Origin of the sequence: Xenorhabdus griffiniae, from assembly GCF_001028135.1 — a bacterium.
Lineage (GTDB): Bacteria > Pseudomonadota > Gammaproteobacteria > Enterobacterales > Enterobacteriaceae > Xenorhabdus > Xenorhabdus bakwenae.
Window position 1 is genome coordinate 1 of record NZ_LDNM01000020.1, and the last position, 23693, is coordinate 23693.

A 23693-nucleotide genomic window follows, 5' to 3' on the forward strand; every position below is an offset into this window, starting at 1 on the left:
GAGAAAAATATTTAGTTCAAAAAATCTCACATTAAGTGAGGAACTTCTGTATAAGAGACAGCCCGCTATGCGGGTGGTTTTGATTTTAAGTCATAATAATTTAAATTATACCAATCCAACTTCAAGATGCGTGTTATATTTCCCCGCGAAGCGGGGAAATATAAGGGCTCGCGTCGTCTTGCGGATTGCAACTTGAAGTCTATCGCGTATATTATGATGAAAATTTTATTTTTCTTAGATTTTATTTTGCCTGGTGAGTTCGACTTTGATTAGGTAAGCACTCTATCTTAAGTGGAAATTATGTATATAATTAGCAGTATTCTTTCTGATAAAATAGGTCTGCGGATAATTACAATAAATCATTGGATAGCTGCATATCTAATAAGGTGAGGTGAGCTATTATGGTGAAGAACACGGTCAGATTACTGAAAGTTTCTTTTATCTGTAGCACATTGTCGGTATCAGAAGGAACTATTGCAAATCAACAAGATGGACTGTTATCAAATGGTGTGCAACCCAAAAAAGAAGGCCCTGTTATTCTAATTGATAAGACAACTCCTAGTTCTCCGGTGAATTCTATTGATGAAAATAGAAAACAGTTACAAACTTGGTTACCACAACAAGTAAAACCGATATTTCTTGATCGTTTAACAAGTTTATATGCTAACAATAAAATGCAACCATTGTGGTCAGATAATAAAGCTATTAAGCAATTTGAAGAGCAATTAGTTGAAATGTCGCTAGCTGGTTTTCAACCTCAATTCGAAAAATGGCTGATACAACTTCATTCTCCTGAATTAAGTGAAATGGGGCGTGATGTTATCTTATCTGATGCTCTGTTAGGTTATCTCCATTTTATTAATAATGTTGATAAAAAAGGGAACTCATGGTTATATAGTAAATTCCCTTATAAGCTTGAATTACCTCCGTCCTCTTTAATTAATACATGGCAACAGCATATCAATAGCAATAGCATTTTTTCTTATATTATGCGTTTATCTCCGGATCATCCCATGTATGAAAATATGCGTAAGGAGATGCGGTTCCAATTGGCTGATCAACGGCCATGGGCCGAGTTTTCATTTAACGGAACCTTAAGGCCAGGACAAAGTAGTGAAAGTGTTATTGCATTAAGGAAAATATTGGCTCGTTCAGGGATATTGGATTTATCTGCTGCCAAATCCGATAGTAGGGTTTATGATAAAGAATTAACAGCGGCAATAAAGCATTTTCAAGCCTTGCATGGGTTATCCGCCGATGGGGTTATTGGTAAATCCACTAAAGCATGGTTAAATACGACCCCACAAACCCGTGCTCGTATTATGGCCTTAAATATCCAACGGTTACGAATTATTCCTGGAGATATTCCTACAGGTATTTTAGTTAATATCCCTGATTACTCACTTTTCTATTATCTGGATGGAAAAGAAGTGTTGAGTTCTAAAGTCGTTGTCGGTCGTCCCAGCCGAAAAACACCTATCATGAGTAGTGAATTAAATAATGTGGTGATCAATCCTCCGTGGAATGTACCCACCAGCATGACCCGAAAAGATATTGCACCGAGGGCGATGCGTGACTCAAATTATTTTCGTACGCGTGGTTATACGGTATTTTCCAGTTGGAGCAATGACGCTAAAGCTATCGATCCTTCTTCTATTAACTGGGGAGTAATAACACCGGGTAATTTCCCTTATCGTATTAGGCAAGCACCAGGCCCAACTAATTCATTGGGGCGTTTTAAATTTAATATGCCAAATTCAGAAGCCATTTATTTGCATGATACACCTAATCAAGCGTCTTTCAGCCGAGAAATGCGGGCGGTTAGTTCTGGTTGCGTGCGTGTTAATAAAGCACCTGAATTGGCTAATATGTTGTTGGGAGATGCGGGTTGGGATAAAACTAAAGTTAATAGTTCATTGAAAACATGGTCAACAAAATATGTTAATATTCCCAAAAGAATTTCTGTGTTTCTCTATTATCAAACAGCGTGGGTCGATGAGGGAGGGAAAGCTCAATACCGAGATGATATCTATGATTATGATATGAATGCAAGGCAGCATTCAGCATCACTTTACAAGATCTTGGTAACCAGGAATGATTTATAATTTCTTCCGTTACCTATGAGACTTAAAGAAATAAAATTGGTGTGGATGTCTATATTGTAAACAGAGAAGAAAATAATGTTTTCTTCTCTGTTATTCTGTATTACTTATTATTTTAAAAGTGTTTTTTACTATGACTCACTTTTAATGAATTGTTTTGTTGTTGACAATAAACTTAAAGTGATTTTAATTATGTTAGGCAGATCACAATAATAAGGTGGTAAATTTACAGTAAAATACAAAATGATTGAAACTATTTTTTATTTCCTGATGTCTTACTAGACAATTAAGTTGAGTTATAAATGCATTTAGACAGTATTAATACATTAAAGAATGGCAGGGCATATTATCCATGAATAACATTGACCACGATCGCCGAAAGTGGCTTGGTATAAGTGTGGCCGCATTGGGATTAAGTTTATTACCTCAATCGGTTTTGGCTGCATTAACAACACCACGTCCTCGAATTTTACGTTTTGATAACCTGCATACCGGAGAAACACTCAAAGCCGAATTCTTTGATGGTCATCGGTATAATAAATCAGAATTGGCTCGCCTGAACTATTTATTCCGCGATTTTCGACAAAATAAGGTTAAAACCATTGACCCGAAATTATTTGATCAAATTTATTTATTGCAAATGCTGATGGGAATAAATAAACCTGTTCAATTAGTTTCTGGTTATCGATCCTTGGAAACAAATAATATGTTGCGTCACGCCAGTGGTGGCGTGGCAAAACATAGTTATCATACCCGTGGACAAGCCATGGATTTCCATATTGATGGTATTCATCTCACACATATTCGTAAGACGGCACTGAAAATGCGGGCAGGGGGAGTAGGGTTTTATCCAAAGAGTAATTTTATTCATCTTGATACAGGCCCGGTCAGGACGTGGTAATCTTATTACCAACAATGAGTCTTGATTGTGGAGTGAAACAGTATGATGAAATACCACATTATCCCCGTCACAAGGGCGATGCAAAATTGTACATTGATTTGGTGTGAAGAAACTCAGGACGCAGCGATTGTTGATCCTGGTGGTAATGCCGAACAGCTTATTGCCGAGATAGAGCGCCGTGGGCTGAAACTTACCCAAATTTTGCTGACCCATGGTCACTATGATCATGTCGGTGCTACGGTTGAAGTCGCGCAGCATTTTGGCGTGCCTGTTTATGGGCCACATAAGGGAGATGCTTTTTGGATAGAAGGCCTGGAAATTCAATGCCAAATGTTTGGTGTTGAACCATGCCCCTCTTTTACGCCCGATCGCTGGCTAGATGAAGGAGATACACTAAAAATTGGCAGTATTGAGTTATCCGTTTTGCACTGTCCGGGGCATACACCGGGGCATATTATCCTTGCTAACCATACCGATAATATCATCTCAATGGGAGATGTATTGTTTAAGGGGAGTATTGGCCGCACTGATTTTCCGGGTGGAAGCTATGATGAATTGATTCAATCTATTAAGAAAAAAGTATTACCATTGGGGGACGAGTATCAATTCATACCTGGTCACGGTCCGATGTCAACTTTAGGACATGAGCGGAAAACCAATCCATTCTTACAGGATTAATCACAAACGTTTTTCTTGCCATAAGATAGTGTGAAGAAGATAAAGCCGCTTTGTCAGCGGCTTTTGAGAAACTCAGAGTACTGCAACGATAGCTTCACACAGAGGAACCATATTCTCCAGCGTCAGACCCGCTACGTTGATACGGCCAGAGCTAACCGCGTAAATACCATATTCTTCACGCAGACGCTCAACTTGTTCTTTAGTCAATCCGCTGAATGAGAACATACCATTTTGAGCGCTAATAAAGCTAAAGTCTTGCTTTGCACCTTTTTCTTGTAAGGTGTTTACAAACAGTTGGCGCATGCGTTTAATGCGTTCACGCATTGTTGCCAATTCCTGAATCCATTCGGCTTTCAGATCATCATTGGACAGAATGGTTGTCACAACGGAAGCACCGTGCGCTGGCGGGTTAGAGTAGTTGGTACGTACAATGGATTTTGCCTGGCTGAATGCTTTTTCGGCGGTATTGCTGTCTGCTGCAACAATGGTGCAAGCTCCGACACGTTCATTGTACAGACCAAAGTTTTTGGAATAAGAGCTGGCAACGATCAGTTCATTGTGGTTTCTGGTAAAGATACGCAGGCCTTCTGCATCTTCATCCAACCCTTTGGCAAAGCCTTGGTAAGCAAAGTCGAATACGGGCAGCCAGCCATTTGCCGCAGATAAGTCTGCCAGTTTCTGCCACTGTTCAGCGGTTGGATCGATACCCGTTGGGTTATGGCAGCAACCATGCAGTAAAACGACATCGCCGGCTTGTGCTTCCGACAGGCTTGCCAGCATGCCATCGAAATCCAAAGCATGATTTTCTGCATCGTAATAGTTATATTCGCGGATCTCCAGACCAGCGCTGGAGAAAACGCCTTTGTGGTTTGGCCAGGTTGGGTTGCTGATCCAGACACGTTTTGCATTAGTCTGCTTAGCAATAAAGTCAGCGGCAATACGCAGTGCGCCGGTTCCGCCTGGGCTTTGTACCGTACGGGCGCGTTTATCAGTGATGATAGGGCTGGTTTTACCGAAAAGCAGTTCCTGAGTGACGTGACCAAATTCAGGTAACCCACTAATTGCCAGATAATTTTTGGTAGTTTCATTTTCCAGCAGGAACTTCTCTGCTTTTTTAACGGTAGTCAAAACAGGGGTTTTACCGGTTTCGTCTTTGTAGACGCCGATACCTAAATTGATTTTGTTTTCACGGGGATCTGCTTTAAAGCTATCGGCTAAACCAAGAATAGGGTCGGCAGGCGCTACTGTGATTTTTTCAAACATTTTTTTGATTCCAAGACTCGAGAGTTAAGCCCAAAATAAGTGATACGTTGCTCAGGGTAACCTTAAGGAACCTATTTGCCAACCACTTGTAGCGAAAAGAATAAAATCTTGTGAAGTAGTTTACGGAGTGAAAAAAAGAGCCTGAAAAAACAGAGAGGTAAAATGCAAAAAGCAGCGCCGGAGCGCTGCTTTTTCTGAGATAGACTTATTAGCTTTTCGCTAAATAGTTTATCAACAGTAATTAGAACTGATAAGTCAGACCAACACCGAATACGTTACGAGCGTTTGCATCGCCTTTTTCGTTTTTGTCTAACAGGTTGATTTTGTAATCAACGTAGGTAGACAGGTTTTTGTTAAAGTAGTAGTAAGTACCTACAGAAACGTATTTAACCAGATCTGCGTTGAAACCTTTGGCACCGTCGTTACGTTCCAGATCCTTACCTTTGGATTGAACGTAAGCCAGAGATGGTTTCAGGCCCAAATCAGAGAACAGATATTGCGCAGTCAGTTCAATGTTTTGAGTTTTGTTAGCGATACCGTTAAAGCGATCAACTGAGCCACGGTTGTGTTCATGACCACCTTTACCTGGAGTCATGTTACGGGTTTCACCGTACATTGCTGCCAGGTAGACATTGTTAGCATCGTATTTAGCACCGATGTTCCATGCTTCAGCACGTTTGCCGTAAGCATCAGACTGCTTTTGGCCTGCATTTTCTTTATCACCTAAGGTACGTGCAGAGTTAGCGTAAGAACTACCAACAGTAATACCGTAACCTACGTTATAAGTAGCAGACAAACCGTAACCATCGCCGTTTGATTTTTCAGCATCTGTACGTTTGTTTTTGGTACGGTCGCTGTTTTGGCCTTGATATTGCACAGCAAAGTTCAGACCGTCAACCAGACCAAAGAAGTCAGTGTTGCGGTAAGTCAACAGACCAGTAGCACGGCCAGTCATGAAGTTATCAGTGTGAGACATGGAGTCGCCACCGAAGATTGGCAGTACGTCAGTCCATGCGTTAACGTCATAGTTTACGCCGTAGTTGCGGCCGTAATCCAGTGAACCGTAGTTAGCGAATTTCAAACCCGCGAAAGCCAGACGAGTTTTAGTTGCTTGATTACTGTCAGCTTCTTTGCCGCTAGCGTTCATGTTGTATTCCCAGCGACCAAAACCAGTCAGTTGGTCAGTGATCTGAGTTTCGCCTTTGATACCGATACGAACATAAGAATCGTCGCCATCTTCGCCGCTTCTTTTATCAGCGATCTGGTGACGAACGTCTACTTTACCGTAAAAATCCAGTTTGTTGCCGTCTTTATTAAAAATTTCAGCTGCGTTTGCTGTACCAGCAGCCAGCAGAGCTGGAATTACCACTGCAAGAATATTGCGTTTCATTATTATTACCCTCATTGGTGTTATCTAGACACCTGCCACTGCCAGAAATAGAACACTAAAAAATTTTGGAACTATTTGTGGGTATCGAGTGTCTTATTAGTCGGCGACCAGTGTTCCATTGGTAATGAATTTTATCTACCCTCAAAATGCTACAAAAGCACAGAATCAGTAACAAATTGAAAATAGATGTTTCAAAATGTAAATATCAGGGAACTTTTTTAGTGTGCTTTTCGCTATAAAATAAAAAAAGCCAACTTTCGCTGGCTTTTCATGGGATTGATTTTTAGCTTATTTATTGAGCTGATTCATTAGAAACTTGCGTTTCTTGGTGTCCGTGGGAATGGGATAACATCACGAACGTTGGAGACGCCAGTAACATAAGCGACCAGCCGTTCGAAGCCCAAACCGAAACCGGCATGAGGAACGGTGCCGTAACGGCGCAGATCGCGATACCACCAGTAGTCTTCTTTATTTAGTCCCATTTCTTCCATACGTTGATCCAGCCTATCCAGACGCTCTTCACGCTGGGAACCACCGATGATTTCACCGATGCCTGGCGCTAATACATCCATTGCTGCAACAGTTTTACCATCGTCATTCATGCGCATATAGAAGGCTTTAATGTCTTTTGGATAGTTTTTCATGATCACTGGCGCGTTGAAATGTTTTTCTGCCAGATAACGCTCATGCTCTGATGACAAATCCACACCCCAGAAAACCGGGTTTTCAAATTCCTGACCACAATTTTCCAGAATTTCTATCGCATCGGTGTAGTCCAACTGAACGAAATCTGAATCAACAAATTTTTCCAGACGGGTGATAACTTCGCTGTCAACTCGTTCTGCAAAGAAGGCCAGATCATCAGCACGTTCTTCTAATGCGGCCCTGAAAACATATTTCAGCATGTCTTCAGAGAGCCTGGCAATATCATTCAGATCGGCAAAAGCCACTTCGGGTTCAACCATCCAGAATTCTGCCAAGTGACGGCTGGTATTGGAATTTTCTGCGCGAAAAGTGGGTCCGAAGGTATAGATTTTGCTCAATGCACAAGCATAAGCTTCGCCGTTTAACTGACCGGATACAGTAAGGAAAGCTTCACGGCCGAAGAAATCCTGGCTGAAATCCACTTCGCCTTTATCTGTGCGGGGCAAGTTTTGCAAATCCAACGTGGAAACGCGGAACATTTCGCCAGCGCCTTCTGTATCTGATGCGGTGATCAGCGGAGAAGACACCCAGAAGAAGCCTTTTTCATGGAAGAAACGATGCAGGGCCTGAGCCAGCGTATGGCGAACACGGGCAACGGCACCGATCAAATTGGTGCGAGGGCGAAGATGAGCCACTTCGCGCAGGTATTCAATACTGTGGCGTTTAGCCGCCATTGGGTAAGTATCAGGATCATCAACCATGCCAACAACAACGACTTTAGTGACCTGCAATTCAAAATCCTGACCTTTACCTTGCGATTCCACCACCGTACCGGTGATTTCGACAGAACAGCCCGTGGTTAAATGTAATATTTCATCCTGATAATTAGGTAAACTATTATTAACGACGGCCTGTAATGGATTAAAGCAGGAACCGTCATAGACGGCGAGGAACGAGATACCAGCTTTAGAATCTCTCCTTGTACGTATCCAACCGCGAACGGTGACTTCGTTGTCAACCGGAACCCGGCCTTGCAGTACATCGACTACAGGCGCTACGCTCATAAATTTCTCTCTTTTGTATATAGTGGATTAATAACTAGATAGATTTACCAAATACTCCCTTAATCAGGGAGTAGATCGCCTATCTTACTTGTCATCTCTCAGGAAACAAGAGGAAATTGCGGGTCTTAATGGGGAAACAGAGGGAAAAGTTGTTTTTTTATTTGCGTAACCCGCATGAAGCCGGTTACGCAAAAGAGAATCAGACAGGTTATGCCGTTTTTCTATACCACTTTCTCTATATAGGGAATGTCGAACGCCCGACGTAACCTGTTGACAAACTCATCATCTTCACAGATGGTTTTTCCGGGGCTATCCGACAGTTTTGCCACGGGTTTACCATTGCATTCAACCAATTTGATAACAATATTCAGTGGCTTTATGCCCGGAATATTACAAGTCAGCCGTGTGCCAATGCCGAAAACAACATTAACTCTCTTATGGAAATGGTGATACAGCGCCAGTGCTTTTTGCAGATCCAAACTGTCAGAGAACACCAGGGTTTTCGTCTTTGGATCGATACCCAATGATTGGTAATGTGCTATGGCCTTTTCACCCCATTCAATGGGATCACCTGAGTCATGACGCAGGCCTTGGTAGGCTGTTGCTAATGGTTTGTCAAAATCTCGCAGAAAAGCATCCATGGTAATACAGTCAGTCAGGGCGATGCCTAACTGGTTTGGATACTCATTCAGCCAGGTTTGGAGTGCTGCTCTCTGGCTATTGGCAAGTTCCGGGCTAATTTGTTGGTGGGCCTGAAACCATTCATGGGCCTGTGTACCGAGAGGCGGAAGATCAAGCTGTTCTGCCAGTTGATAATTACTGGTTCCAATCAAATAAGGAAAACTATTTTTCAGCTCATTGATAATGGCATACTGCACTGCGTGTGAAAAACGACGGCGAGTACCAAAATCCATTAATTTAAAATCGGATAGGTCGATATTTTTTTCCGCAGCGTCTTTATAAAACAGCTCTACCAGTTTTCTCAGCTGAATAACGGCATCTTCCGGCGTTATTTCAGGTGAGTGATGACGATGAACCAATTCGCTGATCAGGGCAAGCAGAGGCACTTCCCACAAGATAACTTCGTGCCATAAACCGGAAATGCGGATGGCTAATTGCCCTTCATGGGTAACAGAAACTTCGACTTGTTCAGGATTAAAGCGGAATGTTTTGCACCAGTTCAGGTAATCCTCTTTGAAGAACGGAAGGCGAGAAAGATAATCGACTTCGTATTCTGTCAATGTTAAGTCTGCCATCATGTCAATTTGATGACGTAATGGCTCGGCGTATTCTCCGAGCCGTTCATCACCACGGCAACGAAATTCTGCAACAACAGGAATATTGTTGTAATGGTGGTACACTGCTTGCTGCATGTGAAACTTATAGGCATCTGTATCAAGCAGTGATTTGATAATCGGGGTAGCGTCTAAAGTCATGGCGCGTCAGGCATCCTCGCGGAGCATATTCGTGTCAGCTAAATCGATAAAGTCGGGAGAGTATACCGTGATTATTGGGTTATTAAAGCCATATAACTGCATATATTTTCCCGAATCTAAAGATTAAGGTTAATCCATTTAGAGATAATATCATGTTAAATGAGATATGAGATGACAATTAGCACGAAAGTACTAATATGCTGACACATTGTTTATACCTTTATTTAATAAGTTATTAACATCTAAAAAAGAGACTTATTGATTGAAAGGAAAGTTTCTCTATGGCAGCGTTTATGCTTGTTAAAAATAATGGAAAAGGTTCCCTATGACACAACAGCGACTCGTTAAACACCGTCTGGATTATAAAACACCAGATTACACAATTACTCACATTGATCTCGATTTTGAACTGGATGCTGAAAAAACAACGGTGACGGCAATCAGTCAGGTAAAACGTCAGGTCAATGGCATGACCCCACTGGTTTTGGATGGAGAAAATCTCACGTTAAAAGGCATCTATATCGATGATAAAGCGTGGGAGCATTATCAGGAACAGGATGGAAAGCTGCGGATTGAACAACTTCCAGCCCGGTTTATTCTGAAAATTGTGAATGAAATTAACCCGGCAGCAAATACCGCCCTTGAAGGGTTGTATGTATCTGGCGATGCTTTGTGTACCCAGTGTGAGTCCGAAGGATTCCGGCACATCACGTATTATTTGGATCGTCCAGATGTTCTGGCGTGTTTTACTACTCGCGTTACTGCGGATAAATCCAGATATCCATTCCTGCTTTCCAATGGTAACCGTATTGAACAAGGGGAGCTGGCAGACGGGCGCCATTGGGTAAAATGGCAGGACCCATTCCCAAAACCGGCTTACTTGTTCGCATTGGTTGCAGGGGATTTTGATGTCCTGCGTGACACGTTTGTGACCCGCAGTGGCCGTGAGGTTGCACTGGAGCTGTTTGTTGATCGAGGTAATCTGGATCGTGCTGACTGGGCCATGACATCGTTGAAAAATTCGATGAAATGGGATGAAACCCGCTTTGGTCTGGAGTATGACCTTGATATCTATATGATCGTCGCTGTTGATTTCTTTAATATGGGAGCGATGGAGAACAAGGGATTGAACATCTTCAATTCCAAATATGTTCTGGCAAAAACGGAAACGGCAACTGATGAAGACTATCTCGCCATTGAAGCGGTGATCGGGCATGAATATTTCCATAACTGGACCGGAAACCGCATTACCTGTCGTGACTGGTTCCAGTTAAGCCTGAAAGAGGGGCTGACAGTATTCCGTGATCAGGAATTCAGCTCTGATCTGGGTTCACGTTCGGTTAACCGTATTAAGAATGTGCGTGTTATGCGTTCTGCACAATTTGCCGAAGATGCCGGCCCTATGGCTCACCCTATCCGTCCTGATCAGGTGATGGAAATGAATAACTTCTATACGTTGACCGTCTATGAAAAAGGCGCAGAAGTGATTCGGATGATCCACACTTTATTGGGTGAAGAACAATTTCAGGCGGGTATGCAGCTTTATATCCATCGTCATGATGGTAGCGCGGCTACCTGTGATGATTTTGTCCAGGCGATGGAAGACGCTTCAAACGTCGATTTGACTCTCTTCCGCCGTTGGTATAGCCAATCCGGGACACCGGTGCTGACTGTCCGTGATGAATACGATGCAGAAAAGCAACAATATATTTTGCATGTCAGTCAAATGACATCACCAACGACAGATCAGAAAGAGAAACAAGCGCTGCACATTCCTCTGGATATTGAACTTTATGATGAACAAGGAAGAGTGATCCCGCTGCGTCGTAATGGTCAGCCTGTGCATCATGTTCTAAATGTTATTAATGCAGAACAATCATTTGTCTTTGATGAAGTTGCATCACGGCCTGTTCCTTCTTTATTACGTGAGTTTTCAGCACCGGTGAAATTGGATTATCCATACAGTGATGAGCAGCTTTCATTTTTAATGAAACATGCGCGTAATGAGTTTTCCCGTTGGGATGCAGCGCAGGCATTGCTAACCAACTATGTGAAGCTGAATGTTGCCCGCCACCAAAAATCTCTGCCACTGGAATTGCCAATGCATGTCATTGATGCTTTCCGTGCTGTATTGTTGGATAAAGAGATCGATCCGGCTCTGGCCGCATTGATCTTGACCCTGCCATCTGAAAATGAAGTGGCAGAACTATTTACGGTAGTAGATCCGAAAGCTATCCATGATGTCATTCGTGCCATGACAAAGGCACTGGCTAATGAAATGGCGGATGAGTTTTCTGCGGTTTATCACAGTCTCCAGACAGGCGCATACCGTGTAGAGCATAAAGATATTGCGAAACGTGACTTGCGTAATACCAGCCTCTATTATCTGGCCTTTATTGATACCAAAGAGTTGGCCGATAAATTAGTGGCGGCGCAATATTATCACGCTGATAACATGACTGACAGTATCGCTGCCTTATCTGCGGCTGTATCAGCTGAATTGCCTTGCAGTTATCAATTAATGGATGAATTTGATCAGCGTTGGCATCAGAATGGCTTGGTTATGGATAAATGGTTCAGGCTGCAAGCAACTAACCCAGCCTTCGATGTGCTTGAGAAAGTGCGTGGTTTGATGAAACATCGTTCTTTCAGTTTGAGCAATCCAAACCGTGTTTATTCACTGCTGAGAATATTCTTTAGCAAAAATGCCGTCGCCTTCCATGCTGACGATGGCCGTGGTTATCAATTCTTGGTGGAAGTGCTAACCGAACTGAATAACCTAAATCCGCAAGTCGCATCACATTTGATTGATCCATTGATTCGTCTGAAACGTTACGATGAGAAACGTCAGGCTTTGATGCGTGCGGCATTGGAGCAGTTGAAAGACATAGAGAATTTATCTGGTGATTTGTTCGAAAAGATTACCAAGGCGCTTGAAAGTTAATATGTAACATATTCTTTCGGTCATTGCCGGAAATGAGATTGCTAACAAACCCCGTTGTTGTTTTAAACGGGGTTTGTTTTTGCCTGCCCGCTGATTATAGAGAGGGCTTTTTTGTTGACTCATATAATGGTAAATTAACGCTCTCTTCCTGCTACAACAACGCAGCAATTATATATGTATGAGATTGCGTATAATTCAAAATGTACCACTGACAATTCTCACGTAAAAACAATCATAAAGAACAATAGGTTAATTTAAATGTATTACTCTCTAGTACGGAAGGCATTGTTCCAGCTTGATCCTGAACAGGCACATGAGCTGACTTTCCGCCAACTCAAACGTGTTGCCGGTACTCCTTTCGAATTTCTTATCCGCCAGTCAGTTGCCACTAAGCCCGTCACTTGTATGGGATTGTCCTTCAAAAATCCACTGGGTTTAGCCGCGGGTCTTGATAAAAACGGTGATTGCATTGATGCGTTTGGAGCAATGGGTTTTGGGTTTGTTGAAGTTGGTACAGTAACACCGCGCCCGCAAGCTGGAAATGATAAGCCAAGATTATTCCGGGTGGTTGAAGCGGAAGGGATCATCAACCGGATGGGGTTTAATAACCTTGGGGTAGATAATCTGGTTGAGAATGTTAACCGCGCAAAATATGACGGAATTATCGGGATCAATATCGGTAAAAATAAAGATACGCCGGTCGAAAATGGAAAAGATGATTATTTAATTTGCATGGATAAAGTTTATCCATATGCAGGTTATATCACTATCAATATTTCTTCTCCTAATACGCCTGGCTTGAGGACACTACAGTACGGTGATGCACTGGATGATCTCCTCTCTGCGATTAAAAATAAGCAAACTGAACTACAACAAAAATTCCAAAAGTATGTTCCGGTTGCTGTTAAAATCTCTCCCGATCTTACAGAAGAAGAATTAATAAAAATTGCTGATAGTTTAATACGCCATCATATTGATGGGGTGATTGCAACAAATACCACATTAGATAGGAATATTATCGCGGGATTAAATCATTGCCAGCAAGCAGGGGGATTGAGTGGACGCCCTGTGCAGTTGCGTAGCACAGAGATTATCCGTCGTCTTGCTCAAGAATTAAAAGGTGACATACCGATTATTGGTGCCGGTGGAATTGATTCACTTGTTGCTGCCAGAGAAAAAATGGAAGCCGGTGCTTCATTAATTCAGATATATTCCGGTTTTATCTATAAAGGGCCAAAACTCATCAAAGATATTGTTAATCATATCTGAATATTTGCTGCAATTTGAGGGTGGGGGTTTATTTCTGCCCTCAACTCGTCTATATTTTGTCTTATAGATTAAAGTTTATCATTTTTTTTAAAATTCTTATTTCGCTGGTAATGCTTATTTTTAACCAAAAAAGCTATTTTGAGCATAAAAGGGTAATCAATGAAAATTAGACCTGATGATCAGTGGCGCTGGTATTTTGATCCTGAGCATAGTCGTGTCATGCTTGATCTCGCTAATGGCATGGTTTTTCGTTCTTGTTTCCCGGCCAAAATATTGACTGATTATGCTGTTGCAATGAAAGAAATGTCATTCTCAGTCGATGATGCTGCGCTTTTTTACACTTTTGAGGAGCATTTGCGTCGTATTAATATGGCGCCTGCGTTTAGCGCTGAATTAGCGCTGAACGGGGTGGTTGCGTTACGTTTTATGAAACCACAAATGCCTAAGAGCTGGTATTTTTCCCATTTTTCTTTGGCAGAGAAACCAGAACATGGTGAAATTATTCAGCTTAAATTACAGGATAGCGGTACTGAGGCGCTGTTCATGGTCGCAGAAGTGGGTGACAATGCCAGCTTGTGTCTACTGGCCCAACAAAAGTTAGAGATGCCTGGTCGTGTCATGAATTTCTGTGATCCCATTAAGGTCATGAATGATCGCATTATGCCCTATGTCGAGCCAACTCAGTCATCGATATATGATAGGGCAATTTAGTGTCATTAGGCTGCTATGTTCATAATATTATTAACTTAAATAAATTACTTCTATCAGCATTATTGATTGTCCTTTATCATTCACCTATATTTATAGCGTCAGTCAATGGAATGTTTTTTCCATAATATATTTCCTGCTTAAAAGCTCAGTAATAAAAATCGGACAGCCAGCTTACTATACTGCCTGATTTAAATGCAAATGCTATCATTATATACCAATCCAACTTCAAGATGCGTGTTATATTTCCCCGTGCAGCGGAGAAATATAAGGCCTCGTGTCGTCTTGCGGATTGCAACTTGAAGTTTATCGAGTATATATTATTAATGTTTAATTTAATTCAATAACTAAATCATTTTGAGGTATACAGCTACATGCCAGAATTTTTCCATTATCCTTAATGGAAGTTGATTTTAGTGGCAATACATCCCCTTTAATCAGGGATACCTTACAGGAGCCACAAATTCCGGCACGACATGAATAAGGAATTTGAATACCTTGATCTTCGAGTTGTTCTAAAATAATTTGCTGATTATTGCCAATAAAACGTTGTCCATTGAATTCAATAGCAACGGACTGTTGAGCTTCTTCCTTTACAGGCAAATCGGCCGCGTGTTCACCACTACCATATTCGCGTGGCGTTCTCTTTTCCAAAATGGTGACGCGATCCCCAACTCGGATAATGCCGCTATTACGGGCAATGGCATTCTGCCCAAAATCAACCGCACCATTTTCTTTGGCTGTTCTGAAAGACTGTAGTGTAGCCAGTGGCTCACTCTGCGGATTTTTACGGCCTTTTTCCGGGCTGACTGTTGTCAAAATACAGCGACTGCACGGTTTTGGCAGATCGAAAACAATATCGCCGATTTGGATGGTTTGCCAGCTATCTTCTTCAAAAGGGGTTGCTCCTGTGACAAGGATATTGGCACGGAATTGCTCCAATTTAATACTGGCAGGGCAGCGTTGCTGTAAGGCATGAAAAGAGGCTTCATTGATAATTAAATAGGGAAAACCATCTGCGAATGATAAAGAAATATCGGGGAATTTCTTGACCCGTCGTGTTAGTTCCTCACTGAGCCAGCGTAATTGTACAGGTTTATTAAAGAAGCCACTGAGCCAACTATTCACCCTCTCAGGAGCGACTAACGCGGTAAAATGATTTCCCCAAACTTCAGTGGGGAGGCGCTCCTCTTTAAAATCATCGTAAAGTACAGTGGCGCTTTCTCCGTTTGGTGCCTGCAAGTACAGACCGTTATGGAGCATAGCTGGAGTAAATAGCAGCATCTGTGGATGTTGGCGGGCAGTAATAAAAGTCCCCTCTGTGGTGGTGATCATAAAGTTGCGATCAAACATCAGGCCACTTTCATTGACGAGAGAATGAGAGAGTTGTAATCCACGCATGGATTTGACGGGGTAGGTATAGAGGCGCGACAGAGTTAACATCCATTATCTCCCAAATATTTTTATCTTTGCCAAAGTATTTTTATCTTTATTGTGTCAGCAACTTTAGGACATGTCGAAGGTATTGGCTATAATGTGCCACAATTTTTTTGGTGGTGAACTTTTGTGGTGATTAATAAGATGAACTCTCTCTTTGCCAGCACGGCACGTGGACTGGAAGAACTGTTAAAGAACGAACTGGAAATCCTGGGAGCGCAATCCTGTAGGATTGCCCAGGGTGGGGTTCATTTTCAGGGTGATGATCGGATGATGTATAAAAGTTTGCTGTGGAGCAGACTGGCATCCCGTATCATGATGCCACTTAACGAATTTAAAGTTTATAGTGATTTGGATCTGTATCTTGGTGTCCAGTCCATTGACTGGAGCGAGATTTTCTCAGTTGACAGTACGTTTTCTGTTCATTTCAACGGCACGAATGAGGAGATCAGAAATACACAATATGGCGCATTGAAAGTAAAAGACGCGATTGTCGACAGTTTTATGCGCAAAATAAAACAACGTCCTGATGTTGCTAAACAACAACCTGATGTCCGTATCCAGGTTTTCCTGAATAAAGAGAAAGCCACCGTGTCACTCGATTTGAGTGGCGATAGCCTGCATATCCGTGGCTACCGTGATCTGGCTGGACAAGCACCACTGAAAGAGAACCTTGCTGCCGCGATCATTTTACGTTCTGGTTGGAATGCAGGAACGCCAATGGTTGACCCAATGTGTGGTTCAGGAACGTTGCTGATAGAAGCGGCCATGATGGCGGCAGATTGCGCCCCCGGCTTGTATCGTAAGCATTGGGGATTCACATCATGGTTGCAATTCAATGAAACAATCTGGCGTGAAGTGACTACAGAAGCACAGGTCCGTTTCCGTAAGGGGCTACAGGAAACGACTTCCCGCTTTTTTGGCATAGATATTGATCGCCGTGTCATGGATATGGCACGTTCAAATGCACGTAGGGCCGGGGTGTCCCAATTGATCCAGTTCCAGCAGGGAGATGCCAGTAAACTGGAAAACCCTCTGCCGGAAGGAGCAGAGGGCACGGTATTAAGCAACCCGCCTTATGGAGAACGTCTTGAAAGTGAACCTGCATTGATTGCATTGCACAGTGTATTGGGTCGCGTGATGAAAGCCCGTTTCCCTGGCTGGCGTTTATCACTGTTTAGTGCTTCGCCTGAATTGTTGGGTTGTTTGCAATTACGCGCAGAGCGTGAATTTAAGGCTAAAAATGGCCCTCTGGATTGTATCCAGAAGAATTATTTCATCCAGAAAAGTGAACAGCTAACGGATAAACCTCAGTCACTGGATATCGGTATCGCGGAAGATTATGCTAACCGTCTGCGTAAAAATGAGAAAAAAATCAGTAAATGGGCCAAGCAGCAGGGTATTGATTGTTATCGTTTATATGATGCGGATTTACCTGAATACAATGTTGCTGTTGATCGCTATGCCGATAAAATCGTTGTGCAAGAATACGCGCCCCCGAAATCTGTGGATGTCAATAAAGCCCGTCAACGCCTGTTTGATGTGATCAGTGCAACAATGAATGTGCTCGGCTTATCATCCAACCAACTGATCCTGAAAACGCGCCAACGTCAGAAAGGCAAAAGCCAGTATGAAAAAATGGCTGAGAAGCAAGAATTCTTTTTGGTCAACGAATATGGTGCGAAATTCTGGGTTAACCTGACTGATTATTTAGATACGGGATTATTCCTTGATCACCGTATCGCGCGCAAAAAATTGGGTGAGATGAGCCGAGGCAAGGATTTCCTTAACTTATTTGCCTATACCGGTTCGGCAACAGTTCATGCAGGATTGGGAGGTGCGCGTTCGACAACTACGGTCGATATGTCTCGCACTTATCTTGAATGGGCCGAGAAAAACTTACAGGCTAATGGCTTAACCGGGCATCAGCACCGCTTGATTCAGGCTGATTGCTTAGGATGGTTAGCTCAGACGCGTGAACAATTTGATGTCATCTTTATTGATCCGCCAACATTCTCTAACTCCAAGCGAATGGAAAACACGTTTGACGTTCAGCGTGATCACATCGAATTAATGAAACAATTAAAACGTCTGTTACGTCCGGGTGGAACCTTAATGTTCTCCAATAATAAACGGGGTTTTAAAATGGATTTTGCTGAATTAAATAAGCTAGGTCTGGTTGCAAACGAAATAACAGAAAAGACTTTATCTCAGGATTTTACCCGTAATAATCAGATCCATAACTGCTGGTTGCTGCATCACGTTGGCGAGGGCAAATAACATTATGTCATTGATTAATTTATCCGGTGCTTGGTTATCATTCAGTGATGCGCCGCTGTTGGATAATGCTGAACTGCATATTGAAGAAAACGAAAGAGTCTGTCTGGTTGGGCGCAATGGTGCGGGAAAATCCACATTGTTGCGTGTGTTGGCAAAAGAACAACCATTGGATGATGGCCTGGTGATTTATGAACAAGATCTGATTGTTGCGCGCTTACAGCAAGATCCTCCTCGTGACATAGAAGGTACGGTATTTGATTTTGTTGCGGAAGGGGTAAAAGAGCAGGCTGAATACATCAAAGCGTACCATCATGTTTTGCGTTTGGTAGAAACCGATCCTAGCGAGAAAAATCTCAACCATCTGGCTGAGTTGCAGGAAGTGCTAGATATCCATGGCCTATGGACATTGGATAGCCGGATTAGTGACGTATTAAAACAACTCTCCTTGCCAGCAGAAGCGAAACTCGCTTCATTGTCTGGTGGTTGGTTGCGTAAGGCGGCATTGGGCAGGGCGCTGGTTTGCTCCCCAAAAGTGCTGTTTCTTGATGAACCAACCAACCATCTTGATATTGATACTATTGAATGGCTGGAGAATTTCCTGAAAGACTTCAATGGCAGCCTTGTCTTCATTTCCCATGACCGCTCATTCATTCGCAACATGGCGACACGTATTGTTGATCTGGATCGCGGAAAGCTGACCTCATGGCCGGGAAATTACGATAAATATCTTGATGGAAAAGAAGAGGCGCTGCGGGTTGAAGAGTTGCAGAATGCCGAATTTGACAAAAAACTGGCGCAGGAAGAAGTTTGGATCCGTCAGGGTATTAAAGCACGGCGTACCCGTAATGAAGGCCGGGTAAGGGCATTGAAAGCATTACGTGTGGAACATGCTGAACGCCGCAATGTTATGGGAACGGCGAGAATGCAGGTCGAAGAAGCGACACGTTCCGGTAAGATTGTGTTTGAAATGGAAAATGTGAATTACCAGACTGGTAGTAAAACATTAGTCAAAAATTTTTCGGCTAAAGTCCAACGTGGTGACAAAATTGCGTTAGTGGGACCAAACGGCTGCGGTAAAACGACATTATTGAAATTAATGTTAGGCGATTTGTCAGCAGATAGCGGGCGTATTCATTGTGGGACCAAACTTGAAGTGGCTTATTTTGATCAGCATCGTGCCGCACTGGACCCGGATAAGACCGTTATGGATAACCTCGCTGAAGGTAAACAGGAAGTCATGGTTAATGGACGTTCCCGTCATGTATTGGGTTATTTGCAGGATTTCCTGTTCCATCCCAAACGCGCGATGACCCCTGTACGCGCGTTGTCTGGTGGTGAGCGCAATCGCTTATTGCTGGCTCGTCTATTCTTGAAACCAAGTAACTTGCTTATTCTTGATGAGCCGACCAATGACCTTGATGTTGAAACATTGGAGTTACTTGAAGAATTAGTTGATAGCTATACCGGAACCGTGATTTTGGTCAGCCATGACCGCCAATTTGTTGATAATTCAGTCACTGAATGCTGGATTTTTGAAGGCAACGGTGAAATCAACAATTATACGGGGGGATATTACGATGCCCAGCAGCAACAGGCACAAACAGTTTCCCTGCGCCAGGCTTCGGAGAAAATAGTTAGTGCTGAAAACAAGGTAGTTAAGCCGAAACAATCACCTAAACGAACAAACAATAAGCCAAGTTACCATTTACTGCGTGAATTAGAACAACTACCATTATTATTAGAGAAATTAGAAGAAGAGATAAATAAATTGCAATCTCAGGTCAGTGACCCGGAGTTCTTCAATCAACCCCATGAAATTACGCAAAATGTTCTGAATGAACTGGCAAATAAAGAACAAGAATTGGAAAAAGCGTTTGATCGCTGGCAGGAATTGGAAATGATGAAAAATGGATAATAGCTGCCGCATAAAAGAAACTTGGGGTTTTTGCTAAAGGAGAAACACTTTGTGTTCCAATAACCACCAGCACGATAAGCTGGTTCTTTGTCCCCAGTGTGACATGCTGGTGGCTGTGCCTGATTTGGAACAAGGGAAAAAGGCGGTTTGTCCACGGTGTCATGCGTTACTGACAGCAAAATGGCGAGAGCCACGCAATCAACCAACAGGCTATGCATTAAGCGCATTAATCATGCTTTTTCTCGCTTGCCTGTTTCCTTTTGTTAGCATGAGTGTGGCGGGGATTGTGAGTGAAATAAAGTTGACTCAGATCCCCCAAGTGATGTTCAACGAAGACTACTCCAGCATGGCTGCGCTTTTTTTGGTCTTCGTTCAGCTTGTGCCGACATTTTGTATGGTTGCCATCATCCTCTTATGTCAGAACGCTAAAATGGCGCGCCGCTTGAAAATAGAGTTGGCGCGCATTCTGTTTAAGATGAAGACATGGTGTATGGCAGAAATCTTCCTGGCGGGCGTGTTAGTCAGCTTTGTTAAACTTATCGCACATGGTGAAATCAGTATCGGTCTGAGTTTTTTCCCTTACTGCTTGTTTTGTCTGTTTCAGGTCAGGGCATTTCAGTGCCTTGACAGGCATTGGTTTTGGAATGAAATTGCTCCGGCACCTAAAGTTTGCCATACCTTGCAGGCAGGAAAGCCCGGCCTGGTGCAAGGTGTCAGGCTTTGCCAAAGTTGTACCGCCATCTTGCCCGCCCAACAATCCCGGTGCCCACGATGCCATACCAAAGGGGGGGCTCGCCGCCGCAATAGCCTTCAGTGCACAATGGCACTCCTGATAACATCAGCCATACTTTATATTCCAGCGAATATTTTACCTATCATGGTGACTCAGGCACTGGGACAGCAAATTAATTCCACCATTCTGGAAGGCATTATTTTGCTTTGGGGTTCTGGCTCATATCCTGTTGCAATGGTTATTTTTATTGCCAGTATCATGATACCTTTATTGAAAATGCTGGCTATTGGTTGGTTATGCTGGGATGCAAAAAGTCAGACAAGCCATGACTCCGAAAAGATGAATTTTGTTTATGAAATGGTGGAGTTTGTTGGGCGTTGGTCAATGATTGATGTATTTGTTATTGCCGTCCTATCCGCGTTGGTTCGCATGGGACAACTGATGAGTATTTATCCTGCCCTGGGCGCGGTCCTGTTTGCCCTGGTTGTTATTTTGACGATGTTTGCATCAATCATGTTCGATCCGCGTTTAACCTGGGACAAAGCCAATCGTAAATTTGAGCGACATAAGAATGAGGAGTTATAAGGTGACGGATAAAGAAGAAGATCTGACTCAGGCCAGAATTCGTAAACTTAAGAGTTGGTCACCTGTATGGATCGTACCAATTATTACTGTGCTGATTGGGGCTTGGATACTGTTTTACCATTTCAGTCATCAGGGACCGGAAGTCACATTGATTACGTCTAATGCTGAAGGTATTGAGGCAGGTAAAACTAAAATTAAAAGCCGCAGTGTTGACGTTGGTGTTGTCGAAAACGTGTCTTTGAGCGAAAACTTGGGGCAAGTTATTATTAAAGCCCGTCTCAATGATGGAATGAGTCGCTTGTTACGTACAGATACTGCTTTCTGGGTTGTGAAACCTCAGATTGGCCGTGAAGGTGTTTCTGGTCTGAGTACATTACTGTCCGGTGTTTTTATCGAATTACAGCCCGGCACACAAGGCGAAGAAGAAAGCCGCTTTTCATTGCTTGATGCCCCCCCGCTAGCTTCCCCTGATGCAAAAGGTATTCGTCTGATCCTGACCAGTGAAAAAGCAGGAAGATTAACGCTCGGAGATCCAGTGCTATTTCGGGGATATCGTGTGGGTTCAGTTGAGGCCGGCACTTTTGATCCAACATCCCGATTGGTTCGTTACCAAATTTTCGTTAAATCACCTTATGACGCTTTACTGACTACAAATGTCAGATTCTGGAAAGACAGTGGTGTCACATTTGATATGTCATCACAAGGTATACGGGTTGAAGTTACTTCATTATCGACTTTGTTTGGCGGTGGTGTGAGTTTTGATGTACCAAAAGGTTGGGAACTGGGTAATTCAGTGAAGGAAAAAGAGGTCTTTAGACTCTACGATAGCGAGAAAAGTATCCAAAACGCCCTGTATGCAGAACATACAGACTTTTTACTGTTTTTCTCTGATTCTGTGCGTGGCTTACAGCCGGGAGCGCCTGTCGAGTTCCGTGGTATTCGAGTAGGAACGGTAGCAAGAGTGCCTTTTTATAGTGAAGATATTAAGCAGCGCATCGACAATGACTTCCGTATTCCTGTATTGATTCATGTAGAGCCTGGACGATTTGTGAAAGAGTTAGGTAATGGATTCAACACAGATAACGAATTGAAGGAAACTATTGCCAGAGGGTTGAGAGCTACTTTGAAACCGGGCAATTTACTCACAGGTGCGTTGTTTATTGATCTGGACTTTTTCACTAATGAGAAACCCTGGAAAGGCCCATATGAAATCTCAGGTTATAAGATTTTGCCTACAGTAAGTAGTGGCTTGGCGCAAATTCAACAAAAAGTCATTACGGTGCTGGATAAGATCAACAATATGCCGATTGAACCGGTGCTTGTTCAGGCAACACAGACGCTTAAAGAAAGTCAAACAGCAATCAAAACAGCGCAGAAAACAATGGATGAATTAAATCGCGTTCTTGCAAGTAAGGAAGCACAGGAATTGCCTAAAGATATACAAAATACATTAAATGAGTTGAACCGCAGTATGCAGGGGATCCAGCCAGGCTCACCCGCTTATAGTCAGCTGATGGATAATATGCAACAGTTGGAGCAGGTATTACGTGAATTACAACCTGTTTTAAAGACGCTCAATAACAAGAGTAATGCATTGGTATTTGAAGCTGAAGCGATAAAAGATCCTGAACCCAAAAAGGCACCTGACTGATGAAAAAATTGATTTCAAAATTGGCATTTTTTATTTCCGCCAGTATGTTTATTGTTGGAAGTGGGTTGATTGCAGGATGCAGCGATAGCCAGCCACAAAAAACATATTATCAGTTACCGGTCCTGGATAACTTGGTATCGCAGGAAGGTAAATTAGGGGCTAAACATGAACGGCAGTTGTGGATAAAAAGGGTTAACCTTGTTGACTACCTTGCCGCTCCAGGAATTGTGTATCAGACAGGGGAGGTGAGCTATATCAATGCATCGAACCATTTATGGGCTAGCCCATTGCAGCAACAGTTACAACAAGTATTGATTTCAGAACTGAGCGCAGCATTTCCATATCGTTTGGTTTCTCAGCAGGAATTAGAAAAAGACGCAGATGCGCTGGATATCACGATAACTGCTTTTCACGGGCGCTATGATGGTCAGGTATTGATTGAAGGCTATTGGATATTGTCTAACCCAGACAGCGTGATAAGGCGGTCATTCAGTCTTAAGTTGAAGCAGGAAAAAGATGGCTACGCTGAATTAGTGCTTACATTAGCTAAGGGTTACAGCCAGTTAGGCAAATCCATTGCCCGGCAACTCTCTTTGCAACGTTAACCGAGTATGCATAGGGGGATGGTGCCAGGCGCAAGAAGATCGTATGTGGGTTAATCAAAAAGACGAAGCACCTCCGTAGTCGCGGAG

The 23693-nt window shown here is 42.9% G+C and carries 16 protein-coding genes; 11 read left to right on the forward strand and 5 right to left on the reverse strand.

Annotated elements, in window-relative coordinates:
• Positions 1-401: 401 nt before the first annotated feature.
• From ldtD to AAY47_RS06470, 3 genes are all read left to right on the forward strand, one after another.
• The gene (gene ldtD / locus AAY47_RS06460; RefSeq protein ID WP_047768054.1) at positions 402-2105 is read left to right on the forward strand and encodes a L,D-transpeptidase; all 1704 of its coding nucleotides are present in this window, start codon (positions 402-404) and stop codon (positions 2103-2105) included.
• A gap of 349 nt (positions 2106-2454) precedes the next feature.
• Positions 2455-3003, forward strand: coding sequence for a YcbK family protein (locus AAY47_RS06465; RefSeq protein ID WP_047768056.1), 549 nt, complete (start codon positions 2455-2457; stop codon positions 3001-3003).
• Positions 3004-3048: 45 nt separating this feature from the next.
• Positions 3049-3681 carry an MBL fold metallo-hydrolase gene (locus tag AAY47_RS06470; RefSeq protein WP_047768126.1) on the forward strand — a complete coding sequence of 211 codons (633 nt, stop codon included), beginning with the start codon at positions 3049-3051 and terminating at the stop codon, positions 3679-3681.
• 72 nt (positions 3682-3753) lie between these two features.
• On the opposite strand, the gene AAY47_RS06475 is transcribed toward AAY47_RS06470, so the two are convergent.
• From AAY47_RS06475 to pncB, 4 genes are all read right to left on the reverse strand, one after another.
• Positions 3754-4944, reverse strand: coding sequence for an amino acid aminotransferase (locus AAY47_RS06475; protein ID WP_047768058.1), 1191 nt, complete (start codon positions 4942-4944; stop codon positions 3754-3756).
• Positions 4945-5185: 241 nt separating this feature from the next.
• Positions 5186-6334: a porin gene (locus AAY47_RS06480; RefSeq protein ID WP_047768060.1), complete on the reverse strand. Its 1149-nt coding sequence runs from the start codon at positions 6332-6334 to the stop codon at positions 5186-5188.
• A 308-nt stretch (positions 6335-6642) separates the two neighbouring features.
• Positions 6643-8043, reverse strand: a complete 1401-nt coding sequence (gene asnS / locus AAY47_RS06485; protein WP_047768062.1) for an asparagine--tRNA ligase — start codon at positions 8041-8043, stop codon at positions 6643-6645.
• Positions 8044-8264: 221 nt separating this feature from the next.
• On the reverse strand, positions 8265-9479 hold the full coding sequence (gene pncB, locus AAY47_RS06490; protein WP_047768064.1) for a nicotinate phosphoribosyltransferase: 1215 nt from the start codon (positions 9477-9479) through the stop codon (positions 8265-8267).
• 325 nt (positions 9480-9804) lie between these two features.
• Here pncB and pepN point away from each other — a divergent pair, with 325 nt between their 5' ends.
• From pepN to AAY47_RS06505, 3 genes are all read left to right on the forward strand, one after another.
• On the forward strand, positions 9805-12423 hold the full coding sequence (pepN, locus tag AAY47_RS06495) for an aminopeptidase N (protein WP_047768066.1): 2619 nt from the start codon (positions 9805-9807) through the stop codon (positions 12421-12423).
• 258 nt (positions 12424-12681) lie between these two features.
• Entirely contained in the window at positions 12682-13692 is a 1011-nt protein-coding gene (pyrD, locus tag AAY47_RS06500) for a quinone-dependent dihydroorotate dehydrogenase (RefSeq protein ID WP_047768068.1), read from the forward strand.
• A gap of 159 nt (positions 13693-13851) precedes the next feature.
• Complete coding sequence (locus AAY47_RS06505; protein ID WP_047768070.1) at positions 13852-14403, forward strand: cell division protein ZapC; 552 nt, start codon at positions 13852-13854, stop codon at positions 14401-14403.
• 327 nt (positions 14404-14730) lie between these two features.
• Here AAY47_RS06505 and AAY47_RS06510 read toward each other — a convergent pair whose 3' ends face one another.
• Positions 14731-15843: a YcbX family protein gene (locus AAY47_RS06510; RefSeq protein WP_047768073.1), complete on the reverse strand. Its 1113-nt coding sequence runs from the start codon at positions 15841-15843 to the stop codon at positions 14731-14733.
• A gap of 138 nt (positions 15844-15981) precedes the next feature.
• On the opposite strand from AAY47_RS06510, the gene rlmKL reads away from it, so the two are divergent.
• The 5 genes from rlmKL to pqiC are packed head-to-tail and all read left to right on the forward strand — an operon-like array spanning position 15982 to position 23606.
• Positions 15982-18117, forward strand: a complete 2136-nt coding sequence (gene rlmKL, locus AAY47_RS06515; protein ID WP_047768075.1) for a bifunctional 23S rRNA (guanine(2069)-N(7))-methyltransferase RlmK/23S rRNA (guanine(2445)-N(2))-methyltransferase RlmL — start codon at positions 15982-15984, stop codon at positions 18115-18117.
• 4 nt (positions 18118-18121) lie between these two features.
• Positions 18122-20032, forward strand: coding sequence for an ABC transporter ATP-binding protein (locus tag AAY47_RS06520; protein ID WP_047768076.1), 1911 nt, complete (start codon positions 18122-18124; stop codon positions 20030-20032).
• Positions 20033-20081: 49 nt separating this feature from the next.
• Positions 20082-21350, forward strand: coding sequence for a membrane integrity-associated transporter subunit PqiA (pqiA, locus tag AAY47_RS06525; RefSeq protein WP_047768077.1), 1269 nt, complete (start codon positions 20082-20084; stop codon positions 21348-21350).
• Between the two features lies 1 nt (position 21351).
• On the forward strand, positions 21352-23001 hold the full coding sequence (pqiB, locus tag AAY47_RS06530; RefSeq protein WP_047768079.1) for an intermembrane transport protein PqiB: 1650 nt from the start codon (positions 21352-21354) through the stop codon (positions 22999-23001).
• Positions 23001-23606, forward strand: a complete 606-nt coding sequence (gene pqiC, locus AAY47_RS06535) for a membrane integrity-associated transporter subunit PqiC (RefSeq protein ID WP_047768081.1) — start codon at positions 23001-23003, stop codon at positions 23604-23606. Before pqiB ends, pqiC begins: the two co-directional genes overlap by 1 nt.
• The last annotated feature ends 87 nt before the right edge of the window (positions 23607-23693 follow it).

Excerpts from the sequence above, each read along its gene's own strand:
- ldtD (WP_047768054.1), top strand. The coding sequence starts at position 402 with ATGGTGAAGAACACGGTCAGATTACTGAAAGTTTCTTTTATCTGTAGC.
- AAY47_RS06465 (WP_047768056.1), top strand. The coding sequence starts at position 2,455 with ATGAATAACATTGACCACGATCGCCGAAAGTGGCTTGGTATAAGTGTG.
- AAY47_RS06470 (WP_047768126.1), top strand. The coding sequence starts at position 3,049 with ATGAAATACCACATTATCCCCGTCACAAGGGCGATGCAAAATTGTACA.
- AAY47_RS06475 (WP_047768058.1), bottom strand. The coding sequence starts at position 4,944 with ATGTTTGAAAAAATCACAGTAGCGCCTGCCGACCCTATTCTTGGTTTA.
- AAY47_RS06480 (WP_047768060.1), bottom strand. The coding sequence starts at position 6,334 with ATGAAACGCAATATTCTTGCAGTGGTAATTCCAGCTCTGCTGGCTGCT.
- asnS (WP_047768062.1), bottom strand. The coding sequence starts at position 8,043 with ATGAGCGTAGCGCCTGTAGTCGATGTACTGCAAGGCCGGGTTCCGGTT.
- pncB (WP_047768064.1), bottom strand. The coding sequence starts at position 9,479 with ATGACTTTAGACGCTACCCCGATTATCAAATCACTGCTTGATACAGAT.
- pepN (WP_047768066.1), top strand. The coding sequence starts at position 9,805 with ATGACACAACAGCGACTCGTTAAACACCGTCTGGATTATAAAACACCA.
- pyrD (WP_047768068.1), top strand. The coding sequence starts at position 12,682 with ATGTATTACTCTCTAGTACGGAAGGCATTGTTCCAGCTTGATCCTGAA.
- AAY47_RS06505 (WP_047768070.1), top strand. The coding sequence starts at position 13,852 with ATGAAAATTAGACCTGATGATCAGTGGCGCTGGTATTTTGATCCTGAG.
- AAY47_RS06510 (WP_047768073.1), bottom strand. The coding sequence starts at position 15,843 with ATGTTAACTCTGTCGCGCCTCTATACCTACCCCGTCAAATCCATGCGT.
- rlmKL (WP_047768075.1), top strand. The coding sequence starts at position 15,982 with ATGAACTCTCTCTTTGCCAGCACGGCACGTGGACTGGAAGAACTGTTA.
- AAY47_RS06520 (WP_047768076.1), top strand. The coding sequence starts at position 18,122 with ATGTCATTGATTAATTTATCCGGTGCTTGGTTATCATTCAGTGATGCG.
- pqiC (WP_047768081.1), top strand. The coding sequence starts at position 23,001 with ATGAAAAAATTGATTTCAAAATTGGCATTTTTTATTTCCGCCAGTATG.